Source organism: Lacrimispora brassicae (assembly GCF_054772055.1).
The window spans coordinates 195,808-208,930 of the sequence record NZ_BRYH01000023.1 but is presented as its reverse complement, the minus strand read 5'-3'; the positions used below and the strand labels follow the sequence as shown (position 1 = coordinate 208,930).

Here is a 13,123-nt window from a genome sequence, read left to right as displayed (position 1 = left end):
AGACCTGAGAAGAAGGAGGTGTCTCATTTGACACAACGGGAAAAGGACCTGGAATTTTTGAAAACGACAGAATTGTTCCGAGGCATGAATGTAGGGAATATGGAGTATGCAATGCACAGCTTAAAAAAAGGCAGCTTGGTCAGCAATCGCTACCTGGGAGAGAAATCCATCGGCATTGTAGTAACCGGCGAAATCGCTGTTTCTTCGGTTACCCAGGATGGAAAGGAATTAACCATGAAACGGATTTACCCAAAAGACTGTTTTGGCATCTGCACGATTTTTACTCATGCCGATATGCCCAATACACTGCAGTGTATGTGCCCGACAACCGTACTGTACATAAAGAAAAGTGAGCTTTTGAAGGTGTTTAAAAAGGATCCGGAGCTGATGCTTCATATCATGACGATTTTTAATAAAAAAATATTGTTTCTGCAGAAGAAAATCGAGATGCTTAATACCACCTCTGCCAAAGCCCGTCTGGCAGACTATTTAGTGTGTCATGCCAACAGCAACGGGGTGATTTTCCTGCGTACAGGCAAGACAGGATTGTGTTCCAGTCTGGGGATCAGCCGTGCCAGTCTGTATCGGGAGCTGGACAACTTCCGGCTTTCTCAGGCCATCGAGTATACGGATCAGAAGATTGTGATCAAGGATGTATCTCATTTGAGACAGTTTTCCCGGTATCAGCTTGACTCCCAGGCGGCTTCATGTTAGTATGCAGAGGTTAGTTTTCACTAACTAAAAGCGGGTTAAGGAGAGTCATAATATGTTAAAGATTGCAGTATACGGGAAAGGAGGAATCGGCAAGAGCACAACCACTTCAAACCTGGCAGCAGCATTGTCTGATATGGGATATGGGGTGATGCAGATCGGCTGTGACCCAAAAGCAGATTCGACACAGAATCTGACATTTGGAAAACCGGTAAAGACGGTTTTGGATGCAATTAAGGAAAAGTCTGATTGTGTGGAGCTTTCAGATATTGTATTTACCGGCTACAACGGAGTGCTATGTGTGGAAGCCGGAGGTCCGACTCCTGGAATTGGCTGCGCAGGGCGCGGCATTATTACCGCGTTTGAGCGGCTGGAAGCATTAAATGCTTATGAGATATACAAGCCGGATATCATACTTTATGATGTTCTTGGTGATGTGGTATGCGGAGGGTTTGCTATGCCCATCCGGGGCGGTTATGCCGAACATGTATTTGTTGTTACTTCGGGTGAGAAGATGTCCCTTTATGCGGCTGCCAATATTGTCAGTGCTGTGGGACAGTTTTCCAAGCGGGGATATGCCCGGTATTCAGGTATTATTTTAAACTCACGAAATATTGAAAAAGAACAGGAACTGGTATCTGAGTTTGCAGAGGAAAGCGGCGGGAAGATCGTGCGGATTCTGCCCCGGGACGGAATTGTACAGGAGGCAGAGAACCAGAAGAAAACAGTCGTGGAAGCATTTCCTGACAGTGCTATGGCAGGAGAATACCGTGCATTAGCCAAATCTATTCTGGAGGTGTGTGGTCATGAAAACTGATTGCAGTACTCTTCATTATACATCGCCTGCCCACGGCGGGTGGGGGATGGTCCGTCTGGCAATGCTGGTTCCGGAAAGCTACCAGCTCTTTGTCTGCCCTTTTGCCTGTGGGAGGCATGGGGCCCTGGGAGCCATCGGGCATGGGTTAAAAGACCGTCTTTCCTATTTATATATTGATGAAAGTGATATTGTATCGGGAGGATATGAGGATTTAATTCCGGAAGCGGTAGCAGAACTATTGGAAACCTTGGAGAAAAGACCTAAAGTTCTGATGATTTTCGTCAGTTGCCTGGACGACTTACTGGGAACAGATCATGAGTCCATACTGACTGTTTTACGGGAACAGCATGAAGATGTCCGGTTTACTTTCTGCCATATGAACCCTATCTCCATGGATACGGATAATCCGCCGCCGGTCAATATCCGCCGGAAGATGTACGGCCTCCTGGAACCGTCGGAAGTTAAGAAGCGGCAGGTCAACTTCATTGGGAATCCGGTTCAGATCCGGCCGGAATCTGAATTGTTTGCATTTTTACAGGCGTTGGGAATTGAGGGGGTCAACCACATTGCACAGTTTGAAACCCTTGAAGCATACCAGCAGATGGCGGCTGCCCAGTGGAACCTGGTGATGGCCCCTCCGGCAGTGAGAGCGGCCAAAGACATGAAAGACCGGCTGGGGATTGACTTTGAGTTAGCGTATACTAACTACCGGGAGGAAGATATTCTGGATACCTATGAACGGCTGATGGAAAAGCTGGCTGACAAAAAGGATGTCCTGTTTGATCTGGAGCCGTACCAAAAGAAAGCAAGGCAGGCTGTCAGTGAGGCAAGAGAGGCAGCGGGGGACAGACCGGTTTTTATCGATTATACGGCTGTGGTTTTTCCTTTTGCGGCAGCAAGGGCATTGTGTGAGGCAGGTTTCCATGTGGCCGGAATTTTTGCCCAGACAGTTGGGGCGGCAGAAAAGGAAGATGCGGACTGGATCTGCGAACATATGCCGGAAATTCAGATTTTGAATCCCATTGCACATGATATTCCGGCAAAGATCGGAGCATTTCCGGAGGACAGCATTGCCATTGGCTTTGAAGCCGGATATGTTACCCGCGCCCGTCATGTGTATGGTCTGGTAAACAATGAAGGAAACTTTGGATTTGACGGTTTAGTCCGGTTGATGCAGGGAATCGTCCATGCAGTTGAAGTGGAAGAAGATTTAGAAACACTGATAAAAAATTATGGGTTGGTGATATAATGCATAAACTTTCGATACAACTGCCGCCCTTTGCTCCTGATTATTCCGGCGTATGTTCCGCACTGTTTGCACTGGGCGGTCTGCTGGTGATCCATGATGCTTCCGGCTGTACGGGAAATTATACCGGTTATGATGAACCCCGATGGTATGATTCCCGCAGTCTGGTGTACTGTTCAGGGCTCAGGGAAATTGATGCGATTCTTGGCAACGATGAAAAATTTATACAAAAGATTGAAAACGCCGCAAATGATTTAAAGCCGAATTTTATTTGCTTTCTGGGAAGTCCTGCTCCCATGGTCATTGGTACGGATCTGGAAGGAATAGCGGCAGAGTTAGAAGAACGTACCGGAATTCCCTCCATCGGACTGGCAACGACCGGTTTGCATTACTATGATAAAGGAATTTCCGATGCTTACGTGGCTTTTGCGAAAAAGTTCTTTCCGTCACCCCAGTCGGTTTGCCCCTCTGGGGACAGTATCAATATTCTGGGACTGACACCCCTTGATTTTTCCAACAACAGCAATGCGGTTGACTTAATCGGGGAGCTGGAGAAACGTGGCTTTACAATTCAGGCGGATTTTTCTATGGTATCCGATTTCCACAAGGCTTGTCAGGCACCGTCTGCCAGTGTAAACCTGGTAGTGTCAAAGAGCGGTCTGAGCCTGGCAGAATATATGAAAAAACAGTATCAGATTCCTTATGTGGCAGGAGTGCCGGCGGGGGAGTCGTCGGCTGACCATTTGGCGGTAATGCTGAAAGAAACAATGGCAGATAAACGGGAGCGGGTATTGGAAACGGTGGCAGAAGAAACAAGCCAGGTTCTGATGATTGGTGAAGAGGTTCTGATCCAATCCCTGGCGTTCCATTTTCGTGAAGAGAGGGGAATAAGAGACATTCAGCCGGCGGTTTTATTTGGCAGGACGCAGGGAGTGTACCGGCAGGACAGCCTTGCACTGAACAGTGAGAGTGAAATCCGAAAGCTGGTGAACAGTGGAAAATACCATACCATTATAGCTGATCCGCTGATCCGGCAGTTGATCCGGGAAAAAGAAAGTGTACGATTCATCGAACTGCCCCATGTGGCGATTTCCAGCAAAATATGCTGGGAACGTGCGCCGCAGCTCATGGGAAAACGATGTGCGGTGCTATAGCTTATCAGATGATTGGAAGCTTATTTTGCTTCCAATGACAGTAAGAAGGGAGAACTGAAAAGATGAAAAAGACAGTAACGCGTGTATTGAGCCTGGCCCTGTGTCTGGCTGTATTATCCGGCTGTACGGCCAAGACAGCTTCCACAGAGGCTCCGGCTACAACCTCCGGTACAGAGGAGGCCGCGGCAGAAACCACACCGGAGGCCGGGAAAGGGGAAGAAACCACTCCGGCAGCCGGCGAGACTAAGACGATCACTGACCATGGCGGCAACGAGGTGGTTATTCCAGCTAATATTGAGCGTGTGGCAATTGCGTCCTTATGGCCGCTGCCTTCGGTTTACGTATTGTATCAGGGTTCAGGCGACAAGCTGGTGGGCATGCATCCGGCTTCTAAAAGTGCGGCAGAACATTCTCTGCTGATGAAGGTGGCTCCGGAATTAAAGGATGTGGATACCTCTTTTATTCAGGGCGGCGAGATCAATGTGGAAGAATTGATCAAGCTGAAGCCTGATGTTATCTTTTGCAATGCCAACAATGCAAAAGAAAGAGAAGTGCTGTTAAAAACCGGGATTCCGGTGGTTGGCTTCAGTACTTCCATTGCAGGATTTAATACGGTGGAAACAGTAAACAAATGGGTTGAGCTGTTGGGCGAAGTATTTGATGAACCGGATAAAGTAGCCGGTATTACTGATTATGGACGTGAAGCAGCCGCTGATATTGAAAAACGCTTAAAAGATGTAAAAGAGGAAGATAAACCGAGAGTGATGATTATCTATCATTATAAAGACGGAGTGTTCCAGACCTCCGGCAACCAGTTCTTCGGCCAGTACTGGTGTGATGCCACGGGAGCTGTCAGCGTATCCCAGGATATTCCGGGGGCAGGCGTGGACCTGACCATGGAACAAATCTATGAGTGGGATCCGGATATTATTTATGTAACAAACTTCAGCCCTTACCTGCCTCAGGATTTCTATGACAACAGCATTGAAGGATTTGACTGGAGTCCGGTTAAGGCTGTACGGGAACAGAAGGTTTATAAATTCCCTCTGGGAATGTACCGCTGGTTTCCGCCGTCATCTGACTCTTCCTTGTGCCTTTACTGGATGGCCCAGAAAAATCATCCGGAATTATTTGCAGATCTTGATTTGAACAAGACAATTAAGGACTTCTATCTGAAATTTTATAATGTTGAGCTGACGGATGAAGAGGTGGAAGGCATGTTCAATCCTCCCCGTGAAGCAGCAGATGGAGTATAAACATGTTGATGAAACGATATGGAGCCGGAACCAGGATCTTACTGATCCTGGCTCCGGTATTAACGGCCCTGATCTGTCTGGGCATCGGACGCTATTCTTTTAACCTGGCTGACATCTGTAAACTGCTGTATACCTACGGGGTTTCCGGAAAAGATGCCATCGAACCCCAGGCATACAGTGTTGTATTCAATATCCGTCTGCCAAGAATTATTCTGGCACTTCTTTGCGGAGCGGGGCTGGCTGTCGCGGGAGCGGCCTTTCAGCCCCTGTTTTCCAATGCGCTGGCGACTCCTGATACCTTGGGGGTGGCGCAGGGAGCATGTTTTGGTGCGGCGCTGGCCCTTTTATTTTCGGACAGCCTTTTATGGGTTCAGCTAGTGGCTCTGGTATTTGGCCTGACTGCGATTATGCTTACCTATTCCATCAGCAAGGTCAAAGGGCAGTCTTCTACGTTTATGATTATTCTGGCGGGAATTGCGGTCTCCTCTCTTTTTACATCCCTGGTATCGCTGATTAAATATGTAGCCGATCCGGAGTCTCAGCTTCCGGCCATTACCTACTGGCTGTTGGGAAGTATGGCCGGAATTACTTACAAAAGCCTGGCCATTGGCGGGCCTCTGATTGGCGGGGGAATTGTGATGATCTATCTGCTGCGCTGGCGGCTGAATATTCTGTCAATGTCTGAGGATGAAGCAAGGTCCATGGGAGTTGACTTAAAAAAACTTCGTATTATCATTATTCTGGCAGCAGCATTGATTACGGCCTCCTGTGCCTCCATGTGCGGACGGATTGAGTGGGTGGGGCTGTTAATTCCTCATGGGGTCCGGATGCTGTTTGGAAGCAATAACGAACGGGTCATTCCGGCCAGCATCAGCCTGGGTGCAGTATTTATGTTGGTTATGGATACCACTGCCAGAGCTGCAACCACTGCTGAAATTCCTCTGTCAATCCTGACAGCAGTAATCGGAGCGCCGGTATTTATTCTATTGCTGAGAAAGACAGGAGGAGGATGGCTGTGATTTTTGAAGTAAAAGAAGGCTGCTTTGGATATAAGGCAGGGGAAGAAATTTTAAAAGAGATCACATTCCGGCTTCAGGATGGAGAGGTACTGGCAATCCTGGGGCCTAACGGCGTGGGAAAAACCACACTGCTTCGCAATATGATGGGACTGCTGAAATGGAAATCAGGGGGAAGCTATTTGGATGGAACATGTCTGGCAGATATGCCTGTGAAAGATATCTGGCAGACCATCGCCTATGTTCCCCAGGCGAAAGCGTCTCTTTTTTCCTATACGGTGGAAGAAATGGTTTTACTGGGACGCAGTGCCCATATCGGAAATTTCAGCCGTCCTAAAAAGGCGGATGTGGAAATTGCCGATGAGGCCATCCGGAGTGTTGGAATCGATTATCTGAGAGGAAAACTGGTGAGCCGGATCAGCGGCGGAGAACTGCAGATGGTTTTAATTGCCCGGGCCTTAACTGCGAAACCCCGGATGCTGGTACTGGACGAGCCGGAGAGCAATTTAGACTTTAGAAACCAGTTGATTATTCTGAATACTATCCGGCGTCTGGCGGATGAGAAGAACATATCCTGTATTTTTAATACCCATTATCCGGCACATGCGCTGAAGATATCTCATAAGGCGCTGATTTTAAACCGCAGTGGGAAAAGCATATTCGGCAAAGTGGATGAAGTGGTGACAAAGGAACATATGGAAGAGGCATTTGGCGTAAAAGTCCTGATCAGTGAAATAGAAGAGGAAGGCCATCGCTTTAAATCCGTAACAGCTCTGGCGTTAACTTAAGCCGCTGAGGAGGGCTTTTCTTTGCTTTATAGGAAAGTTCACCTGGCGGTGAACTTTTACATGAAAAATGCTCACAAAAAGTGGGCATAAGAAATAAACGGTCAGGATTCAGAAGATATAAAAACCTTCTTCTCCCAAATCGTCATCATCAAATTCATGGTTGTGCCGCAGTTGGAGCGTTTCAAGGGATCATATCCAAACGAGTGCAGGATGCAATCACGCCAGCGGTTGTTTGAAATTGCTCTGCGCAGACGGTGGCCGGATTTACTGTGTCTGGCATAAATGCCGTAGCAGCGTATCATTTTAAAGTGTTTTTCCGGGACATATGCATCCAGTACTTTGCGGTAGCTATCATTCGTGTTTCCCTTTATTCCTATGAATAATAAGCCAATTGCAGAAATGCAAGCATTTGACTACCCGTTTGCTGCTTTTGCTACGTTTGTCTTTTCTTCAATTAGTTGTGGATAGAGCATTGCTTCTGCTATAAATAATGATTCGGTATCGCTATCATTGGTATAGTATTTAAAGGTACCATTGTATCTTTCAACAATTTTTTTGACCCGTTTCAATCCAATGCCATGTGTGGATTTGTCAGTTTTTGTAGTATAGGCTATTCCGTTTTGAAGATTAAGTTTCTTTGGATTGTAAGTATTTATAACAGTAATTGACAGCAAATTCATATCATACGTAAATGTAAAATTTATTTTACGTCTGTTCTTTGGCAATTCGATGCAGGCCTCCAAAGCATTATCCAAAAGATTACATAAAATAATTGTTAAATGAACCTGTTTAAATTCCAAAGGCTGAGATAAATGTACTTTTACATTAAATATAGTATCCTGGCGGTTGGCTAAATACAATTTGCTGTTAATCATTGTGTCTATGACAACATCGCCGCTGCAATAGCTGGTTTCTATATCTTTTGTCATATCAATAAGAGTATCAACATATTCTAACAGCTGATCTATTTGTCCATGCTTTGCATATCCCGTTATAATTGAAAAATAATTCTTCATGTCATGTTTTTGATCATGAAGACTATTCTGAAACTCCTGAATCAGCAAAGCTTGATTTTCATAATTAATATTCTGCTGTTGCAGTATAATATTTTCATACCTTAAGGTTTGATCTTTGAGCAATTTATTGTATAGATAAAATACAAGAATATTGATTACAAACAGTATGCAGATGGCTATAAGAATAAATGATAAATCTTTTATGCCGCCGTTCATGTATTCATCATTTAATTTGTGCAAAATATAGATACTTCCGGTTGGAATCAAAAATACTGCCATCCAATATGTGCGTGGCAGTTCATAATCATGACTGCCAAAGAGTGGTTTTACTAATTTTACGATAACCAGTAGAGAAGTCATGGATATGGCGATTCCCAGACAAGTAAGATAAGTTCCGCCGGTTATTGTACTATATGAAGATGCCGAAAGAATTGAGAGCAAAGCGAGCGTTAAATCATCACTGGCGATCATAAGAATATAAATAAACACAGATGCAAGAATACGCTTAAAGATTGATGAATGATAAAGGAAACCCATGACAAAACAAACGCATAAATGAAATACTACGTTAAGCGTCACATTAAATGCTTTAAAATAGATCATCGTTGTTATGGCATAGTATAAAACATAAGTCAAAATTATGATCTGTCCAGAAACTATTCTGGTATGTAAAAAATTATCAATAAAGGTAAAAATGGAATACATAAAAATTATATTAAATAGTAAATATGTAATCGCTACAGCCATATATTCTTTTCCTGCCTCTTTCGTATTTCAGAAAACAGCTCTCGTATCTGTTTTCTTTTTGGACCACTTATATTTAAAATCTTGCCATTAGACATCTTGATTTCCTCATAACTAATTACGTTGATATGGCTAAAGTTCACCAAAATGGAGTGATGTATCAGGATAAAATTGAATGAAGATAAATTTTCGTGAATATCAGATAACTTGACATCGTACATCGTGTAGACATGTTCAACAGTCGTTACATCAACGCGATGATTGCGTGCACTTTCCATGTAAAGGATATCTTTGATTGGTACTCCTACATGACCTGACTTTGTGTCTTTGAAACAAAAGTTTTGAGGTTGTTGTTCTTCCCATAGTATATTTGCGCTAAGCAACGCCTCCTCAAAAAGAAGATAATCAATTGGTTTAGAGAGAAATCTGTGTGTATTAAATTGAAGGACTTCTTTCGCCCGGATATCATAGTTTGAAATATAGATCAAAATGGTTTTATCATTTTGGAAATATTTTCTTATCTTTTCTGCAATATCAATGCCGTCCATTTTATTCATATGAATATCCAATAAAGCGATATCATAAGCAGAACCATTTTGCAAATCTTTAAATAATTCTTCTCCACTGGAAAAACAAGTTATCGAAAATAAAACGGGTATCTTTGTTAACACAGCAATAACTAATTTTTTGATTTCCTCAATATAAAAAGATTCATCATCACAAACTGTAATTCTCAGCATTTTATAACTCCTTCGTAAAAATTAAAACCCATAAAAGATATTATCATAGTTTCAAAAAAGTGTAAATAAAAGAAAGCAAAAGAGCTAAAATGTAACCAGATAGTAAATGAATAATTACTTAATTAAAATAAGAACTATCAAATAAAAAAAGAAATAGCAACCAGCACTTTTTAGAATGTTTAAATGTCGAAAAATAAGAGAAAATGGCGAAAAAATAATAGATTTTGGTGATGTACTTTTATTATAAATGATTGGTGATATACTAAATTTTAAATATAGTTAACTATAAAGTATATTCTATATTATGGAGGAGCAACTATTATGAATAAATTTTACCAGAAGTGGGGACATACGATTGCAATTTTTATACTGTTTGTTGCAAGTAATGCAGCAACACGATGTGCTCATAACTTCTATCAGAGAAAGGTACCGGATAAATTGAAAGCAAGGAAGTTACCGGAATGATTTCCAATATTACGAATCATGTGGTGCAGAACTTACTGCAAGCAAAGATTATCGACCAGGAGGACATTGTAGTCTATAAGTTTGGTATTGAAACACTTTTATCTGATGTACTGAATCTCGTTACAATTGTCATGATAGGAGCGTTTATGGGACAGCTTTGTGAGAGTTTAATATTTCAGTTAATATTCATCTCTTTGCGTTCATGGGCCGGAGGATATCATGCTTCAAGTGAATGGAAATGCTGGGTTTTATCGAATGCTATGGTGATAGGGGTCTTGCTGTTATCACGTCATTTACCGGTGTGGCTTGGTTCGGGCGTAGGGTTATTACTGCTGTTAGCGGCAGTAGGTGTAATTCTATTCTTGGCTCCCGTGGAAAGTGAAAACAATCTAATGGATTCAGATGAAGTTAGAAGTTATAAACGCCGGGCGCGAATGATTGTATTAATTAGTGTTTTTTCAGGCATTCTTTTGTATAGCTTGTCAAACAGCTTTTTTTGGATCCTCGTACTTGCTGTTTTGTCTGTGGCATTTTCATTAGTCGTCGGTACCTGTGCCAGCAGATGGAAGCGAGAACATTTGTGACGTTTTAAAGTCGGAGGGATAAGTTTGAAAGAATATCTTGGCACATTTATCTCAGAACAGGAAAAAGATATCATTGTATTGATAAATAATAGGATTTTTATACAGAAATAGGTAACAGGCTAAATAGCAGTGTTGGAGAATTTAAAAAAGTACAAGCCTGCAATAGACAAAGTGGAGCTATCGTAAGAAAAACCATCGGATGACACCGAGAATACCTTTCCCTGCCGTACCATAAGAAAGTTTTTGGAAAAATTGGGAATCGGCTCGCACATTGTCGGTCGTGGCGAGTTTCATGAGGCAATATGGTTTTCTTATGCACATCTGAAAACCCAGGATGCAATTAGTACAGAATTCTTTCCTGAACTGGCAAAAAGTCTGGGGCAACTGGAAGCGTTTGTATCTGGGAGAGTAAGAAGGACGGTTCGGTATGCCTCTTACGACAGGAGAAAAGTGGGCACTGCAGCATATGTATTTTTTAACAACGGCACATCAATGCATTGTTGATTTGTAGCCGCCAAATGAAAAAGAATAAAAGATGGAAGATGGAAGAGAAGTATGAGACAAAAGGATAAAAGAATCACAAGATATTTGTTTGTTGCTGTTATCATCTGCTTAAGCATGGCTATTCCCAATGATATATTTGCTGAGGAAATTAGCGGACGGAAAAGTGTCTCGGATGTCAACGCAGCGATTTGCTAAAAAAGTATCTTGATATGATAGTGAAACTTATAACTAGTTCACATGTTTTACGGATAAAGACAAAAAATGAATCATTATAAGAAGAAATGTTGGGAGGCAAATTGTTTGATTACGCAGAAAAAGCGAATTCTGACGTTGCTATATGCAGCAATCATATGCAGTTTATTGGTTGCAGTTCCTGTATTGGCTGAAGAATCTAAAAGTGATGAGTCAGAGATTGTATTTTTGCTGGATACAAGCTTATCAATGAAAAGCCAGGACAGCAACTATCTGGCGATTGATGCGATAAAGCAGATGATATACAGCATACCTTCGTCATATAAATGCGGGGTTGTAACCTATGGAACACAAGCTGAGACGGTGCTTCCTTTGGGCATTGAAACGACGATGATAGAGGAAAAACTTGCTGCAGTAAGTTACAGTGGATACACTAATGCAGGTGCCGGATTAAAACAGGCGGTAGATTTATTCTCAGACGATAATAACATGGAACAATATATTATCATGTTGTCTGACGGTGAGATTGATATGCCTGATGGGCAGTCAAAGGAAAATTCACGGGAGCAGTATGTAGAAGCTGCAAAAAGGGCAAAAGCAAGAAATATAAAAATCTATATTGTGGCAGTTGGAACGGAGTTTAATCCCTCAATGCACATTTTTGATGGTGCAGAACTAACGGACGGAGCAATCTATTGGCAAGGACATTCCGGCTCTTTATCAAATATTATGGATCGGATTGTTTCAGAACGTTTAAAATATCCGGTAAATGAACTGGAAACAAGTGATAATGGTCAGTTTCAAATAGATATGCCAAAAGGTGCCAGCCAAGTAAACATTTTGTTGTCAGGCAGTAGTATTGATTCAATTTTGGCAGACAATGGGACCGTAATAGCTGGGAAAGAATTCGCTGTTGTTCATATTTCCCGGCCAACTATGCCGTCTGTCAATATTCAGTTACAGTCTTTTGATATGGACAAGCTGCACGCATATTCTTTAACAGAGTATAAAGCACAGCCCAAGGTATCCGTGACAGGTTATACTGCTGAAGCAACAGAGATACAGATCGAGTTGATTGCAGAGGGCAATGATGATTATAATCTATGGCAAAATGTCGGGTATGAAGGGAAAACGGTTTCTTACATAGTCAATGGAATGGATTATATCGGTGTAATTAAAGATGGAGTAATTAAAGAAAGTATTCCGGTTGATGGTGCGGAAAACTTAGAGGTTTCACTCAATTCAGCAATGGACACAAAGGCTATTCACTATTTAGATCCTGATAGCGTTGTAATTACGCTGCCGGTAGTTGAAGTAAGTCAACCGGAAGAACCAGTAAAAACTTTAGATTATCGGCCACTATGCGTTATTTTGGCAGTTCTGGCAGTTGCGATTGCGGTAATTGCCTTATATTGTTTGCGGAAAAGGCCGCAAAAAGTGGTTTATGTTCCAGCACCACAATCGATACCGCCAAAGCCGACAAGACCAACTCCCAAGGCGGTTCCGGCAGTATATTCCGGTAAACTAAATATTTATATGGTGAAAATGCCGGAGGATCAGGATATTCCGCCGCAGACCTTCCGATTATTCGGAAAAAGTGCAGAATGGATGACTTTGACACAGATATTGGCACCATGTGGCATTCCTATAGGCAGAAATAAAACCGACCGAATTGAATTTTTTCCAGGCCCTGAACATTCTTTGATTGTTATGGATAACTCACCACAGTGCACCGTATACCGTGGCATGGAGATTTTGCGTAAGGGAGTTGAGTATCCAGTCTCCTACAACTCAAAAATCACAGTGTCTTTTGATGATGAGACGGAGATAGAAATTCACTATCAAAGTTTGAAGCCATCTGAACGTACCATTAAAAATGATTAGAGCATC

The 13,123-nt window shown here is 42.6% G+C and carries 13 protein-coding genes and 1 pseudogene; 11 read left to right on the top strand and 3 right to left on the bottom strand.

All coding sequences use genetic code 11. The features are described 5' to 3' along the window. Positions 1-27: 27 nt before the first annotated feature. The 7 genes from ACYVD3_RS11270 (at position 28) to ACYVD3_RS11240 (ending at position 6,988) form a co-directional block, all read left to right on the top strand. Positions 28-714 carry a Crp/Fnr family transcriptional regulator gene (locus tag ACYVD3_RS11270; RefSeq protein ID WP_460642611.1) on the top strand — a complete coding sequence of 229 codons (687 nt, stop codon included), beginning with the start codon at positions 28-30 and terminating at the stop codon, positions 712-714. Between the two features lie 52 nt (positions 715-766). Further along, positions 767-1,528, top strand: a complete 762-nt coding sequence (locus ACYVD3_RS11265) for a nucleotide-binding protein (RefSeq protein ID WP_460642610.1) — start codon at positions 767-769, stop codon at positions 1,526-1,528. Further along, entirely contained in the window at positions 1,518-2,777 is a 1,260-nt protein-coding gene (locus ACYVD3_RS11260; RefSeq protein ID WP_460642609.1) for a nitrogenase component 1, read from the top strand. Before ACYVD3_RS11265 ends, ACYVD3_RS11260 begins: the two co-directional genes overlap by 11 nt. Then, on the top strand, positions 2,777-3,928 hold the full coding sequence (locus ACYVD3_RS11255) for a nitrogenase component 1 (protein ID WP_460642608.1): 1,152 nt from the start codon (positions 2,777-2,779) through the stop codon (positions 3,926-3,928). Before ACYVD3_RS11260 ends, ACYVD3_RS11255 begins: the two co-directional genes overlap by 1 nt. 62 nt (positions 3,929-3,990) lie before the next feature. Continuing rightward, positions 3,991-5,184, top strand: a complete 1,194-nt coding sequence (locus tag ACYVD3_RS11250) for an ABC transporter substrate-binding protein (protein ID WP_460642607.1) — start codon at positions 3,991-3,993, stop codon at positions 5,182-5,184. A 2-nt stretch (positions 5,185-5,186) separates the two neighbouring features. Continuing rightward, a complete protein-coding gene (locus ACYVD3_RS11245) occupies positions 5,187-6,203 on the top strand; it encodes a FecCD family ABC transporter permease (protein ID WP_460642606.1) in 1,017 nt (338 codons plus the stop codon). Continuing rightward, positions 6,194-6,988, top strand: coding sequence for an ABC transporter ATP-binding protein (locus tag ACYVD3_RS11240; RefSeq protein ID WP_460642605.1), 795 nt, complete (start codon positions 6,194-6,196; stop codon positions 6,986-6,988). The genes ACYVD3_RS11245 and ACYVD3_RS11240 overlap by 10 nt, the downstream gene beginning before the upstream one ends. A 155-nt stretch (positions 6,989-7,143) precedes the next feature. Here the strand turns inward: ACYVD3_RS11240 and ACYVD3_RS11235 are convergent. From ACYVD3_RS11235 to ACYVD3_RS11225, 3 genes and pseudogenes are all read right to left on the bottom strand, one after another. Then, positions 7,144-7,323: pseudogene (locus ACYVD3_RS11235) on the bottom strand (IS91 family transposase); the annotation flags it as partial. Positions 7,324-7,401: 78 nt separating this feature from the next. Next, positions 7,402-8,751, bottom strand: a complete 1,350-nt coding sequence (locus ACYVD3_RS11230) for a sensor histidine kinase (RefSeq protein ID WP_460642604.1) — start codon at positions 8,749-8,751, stop codon at positions 7,402-7,404. Then, on the bottom strand, positions 8,742-9,488 hold the full coding sequence (locus tag ACYVD3_RS11225; RefSeq protein WP_460642603.1) for a LytR/AlgR family response regulator transcription factor: 747 nt from the start codon (positions 9,486-9,488) through the stop codon (positions 8,742-8,744). Before ACYVD3_RS11225 ends, ACYVD3_RS11230 begins: the two co-directional genes overlap by 10 nt. Positions 9,489-9,809: 321 nt before the next feature. Between ACYVD3_RS11225 and ACYVD3_RS11220 the strand changes: the two genes are divergently transcribed. The 4 genes from ACYVD3_RS11220 to ACYVD3_RS11205 all read left to right on the top strand — a co-directional run bounded on the left by ACYVD3_RS11220 (position 9,810) and on the right by ACYVD3_RS11205 (position 13,117). Further along, entirely contained in the window at positions 9,810-9,953 is a 144-nt protein-coding gene (locus tag ACYVD3_RS11220; protein WP_460642602.1) for a cyclic lactone autoinducer peptide, read from the top strand. After that, complete coding sequence (locus ACYVD3_RS11215; RefSeq protein WP_460642601.1) at positions 9,950-10,537, top strand: accessory gene regulator B family protein; 588 nt, start codon at positions 9,950-9,952, stop codon at positions 10,535-10,537. Before ACYVD3_RS11220 ends, ACYVD3_RS11215 begins: the two co-directional genes overlap by 4 nt. A 555-nt stretch (positions 10,538-11,092) precedes the next feature. Next, complete coding sequence (locus ACYVD3_RS11210; RefSeq protein ID WP_460642600.1) at positions 11,093-11,236, top strand: hypothetical protein; 144 nt, start codon at positions 11,093-11,095, stop codon at positions 11,234-11,236. A 105-nt stretch (positions 11,237-11,341) separates the two neighbouring features. Further along, complete coding sequence (locus ACYVD3_RS11205; protein ID WP_460642599.1) at positions 11,342-13,117, top strand: vWA domain-containing protein; 1,776 nt, start codon at positions 11,342-11,344, stop codon at positions 13,115-13,117. Positions 13,118-13,123: the final 6 nt, after the last annotated feature.

Bases quoted from the DNA above. Each gene is read 5' to 3' on its own strand.
- ACYVD3_RS11225 (WP_460642603.1), bottom strand. From the start codon at position 9,488: ATGCTGAGAATTACAGTTTGTGATGATGAATCTTTTTATATTGAGGAA.
- ACYVD3_RS11265 (WP_460642610.1), top strand. From the start codon at position 767: ATGTTAAAGATTGCAGTATACGGGAAAGGAGGAATCGGCAAGAGCACA.
- ACYVD3_RS11255 (WP_460642608.1), top strand. From the start codon at position 2,777: ATGCATAAACTTTCGATACAACTGCCGCCCTTTGCTCCTGATTATTCC.
- ACYVD3_RS11220 (WP_460642602.1), top strand. From the start codon at position 9,810: ATGAATAAATTTTACCAGAAGTGGGGACATACGATTGCAATTTTTATA.
- ACYVD3_RS11230 (WP_460642604.1), bottom strand. From the start codon at position 8,751: ATGGCTGTAGCGATTACATATTTACTATTTAATATAATTTTTATGTAT.
- ACYVD3_RS11260 (WP_460642609.1), top strand. From the start codon at position 1,518: ATGAAAACTGATTGCAGTACTCTTCATTATACATCGCCTGCCCACGGC.
- ACYVD3_RS11245 (WP_460642606.1), top strand. From the start codon at position 5,187: ATGTTGATGAAACGATATGGAGCCGGAACCAGGATCTTACTGATCCTG.
- ACYVD3_RS11240 (WP_460642605.1), top strand. From the start codon at position 6,194: ATGGCTGTGATTTTTGAAGTAAAAGAAGGCTGCTTTGGATATAAGGCA.
- ACYVD3_RS11215 (WP_460642601.1), top strand. From the start codon at position 9,950: ATGATTTCCAATATTACGAATCATGTGGTGCAGAACTTACTGCAAGCA.
- ACYVD3_RS11210 (WP_460642600.1), top strand. From the start codon at position 11,093: ATGAGACAAAAGGATAAAAGAATCACAAGATATTTGTTTGTTGCTGTT.
- ACYVD3_RS11250 (WP_460642607.1), top strand. From the start codon at position 3,991: ATGAAAAAGACAGTAACGCGTGTATTGAGCCTGGCCCTGTGTCTGGCT.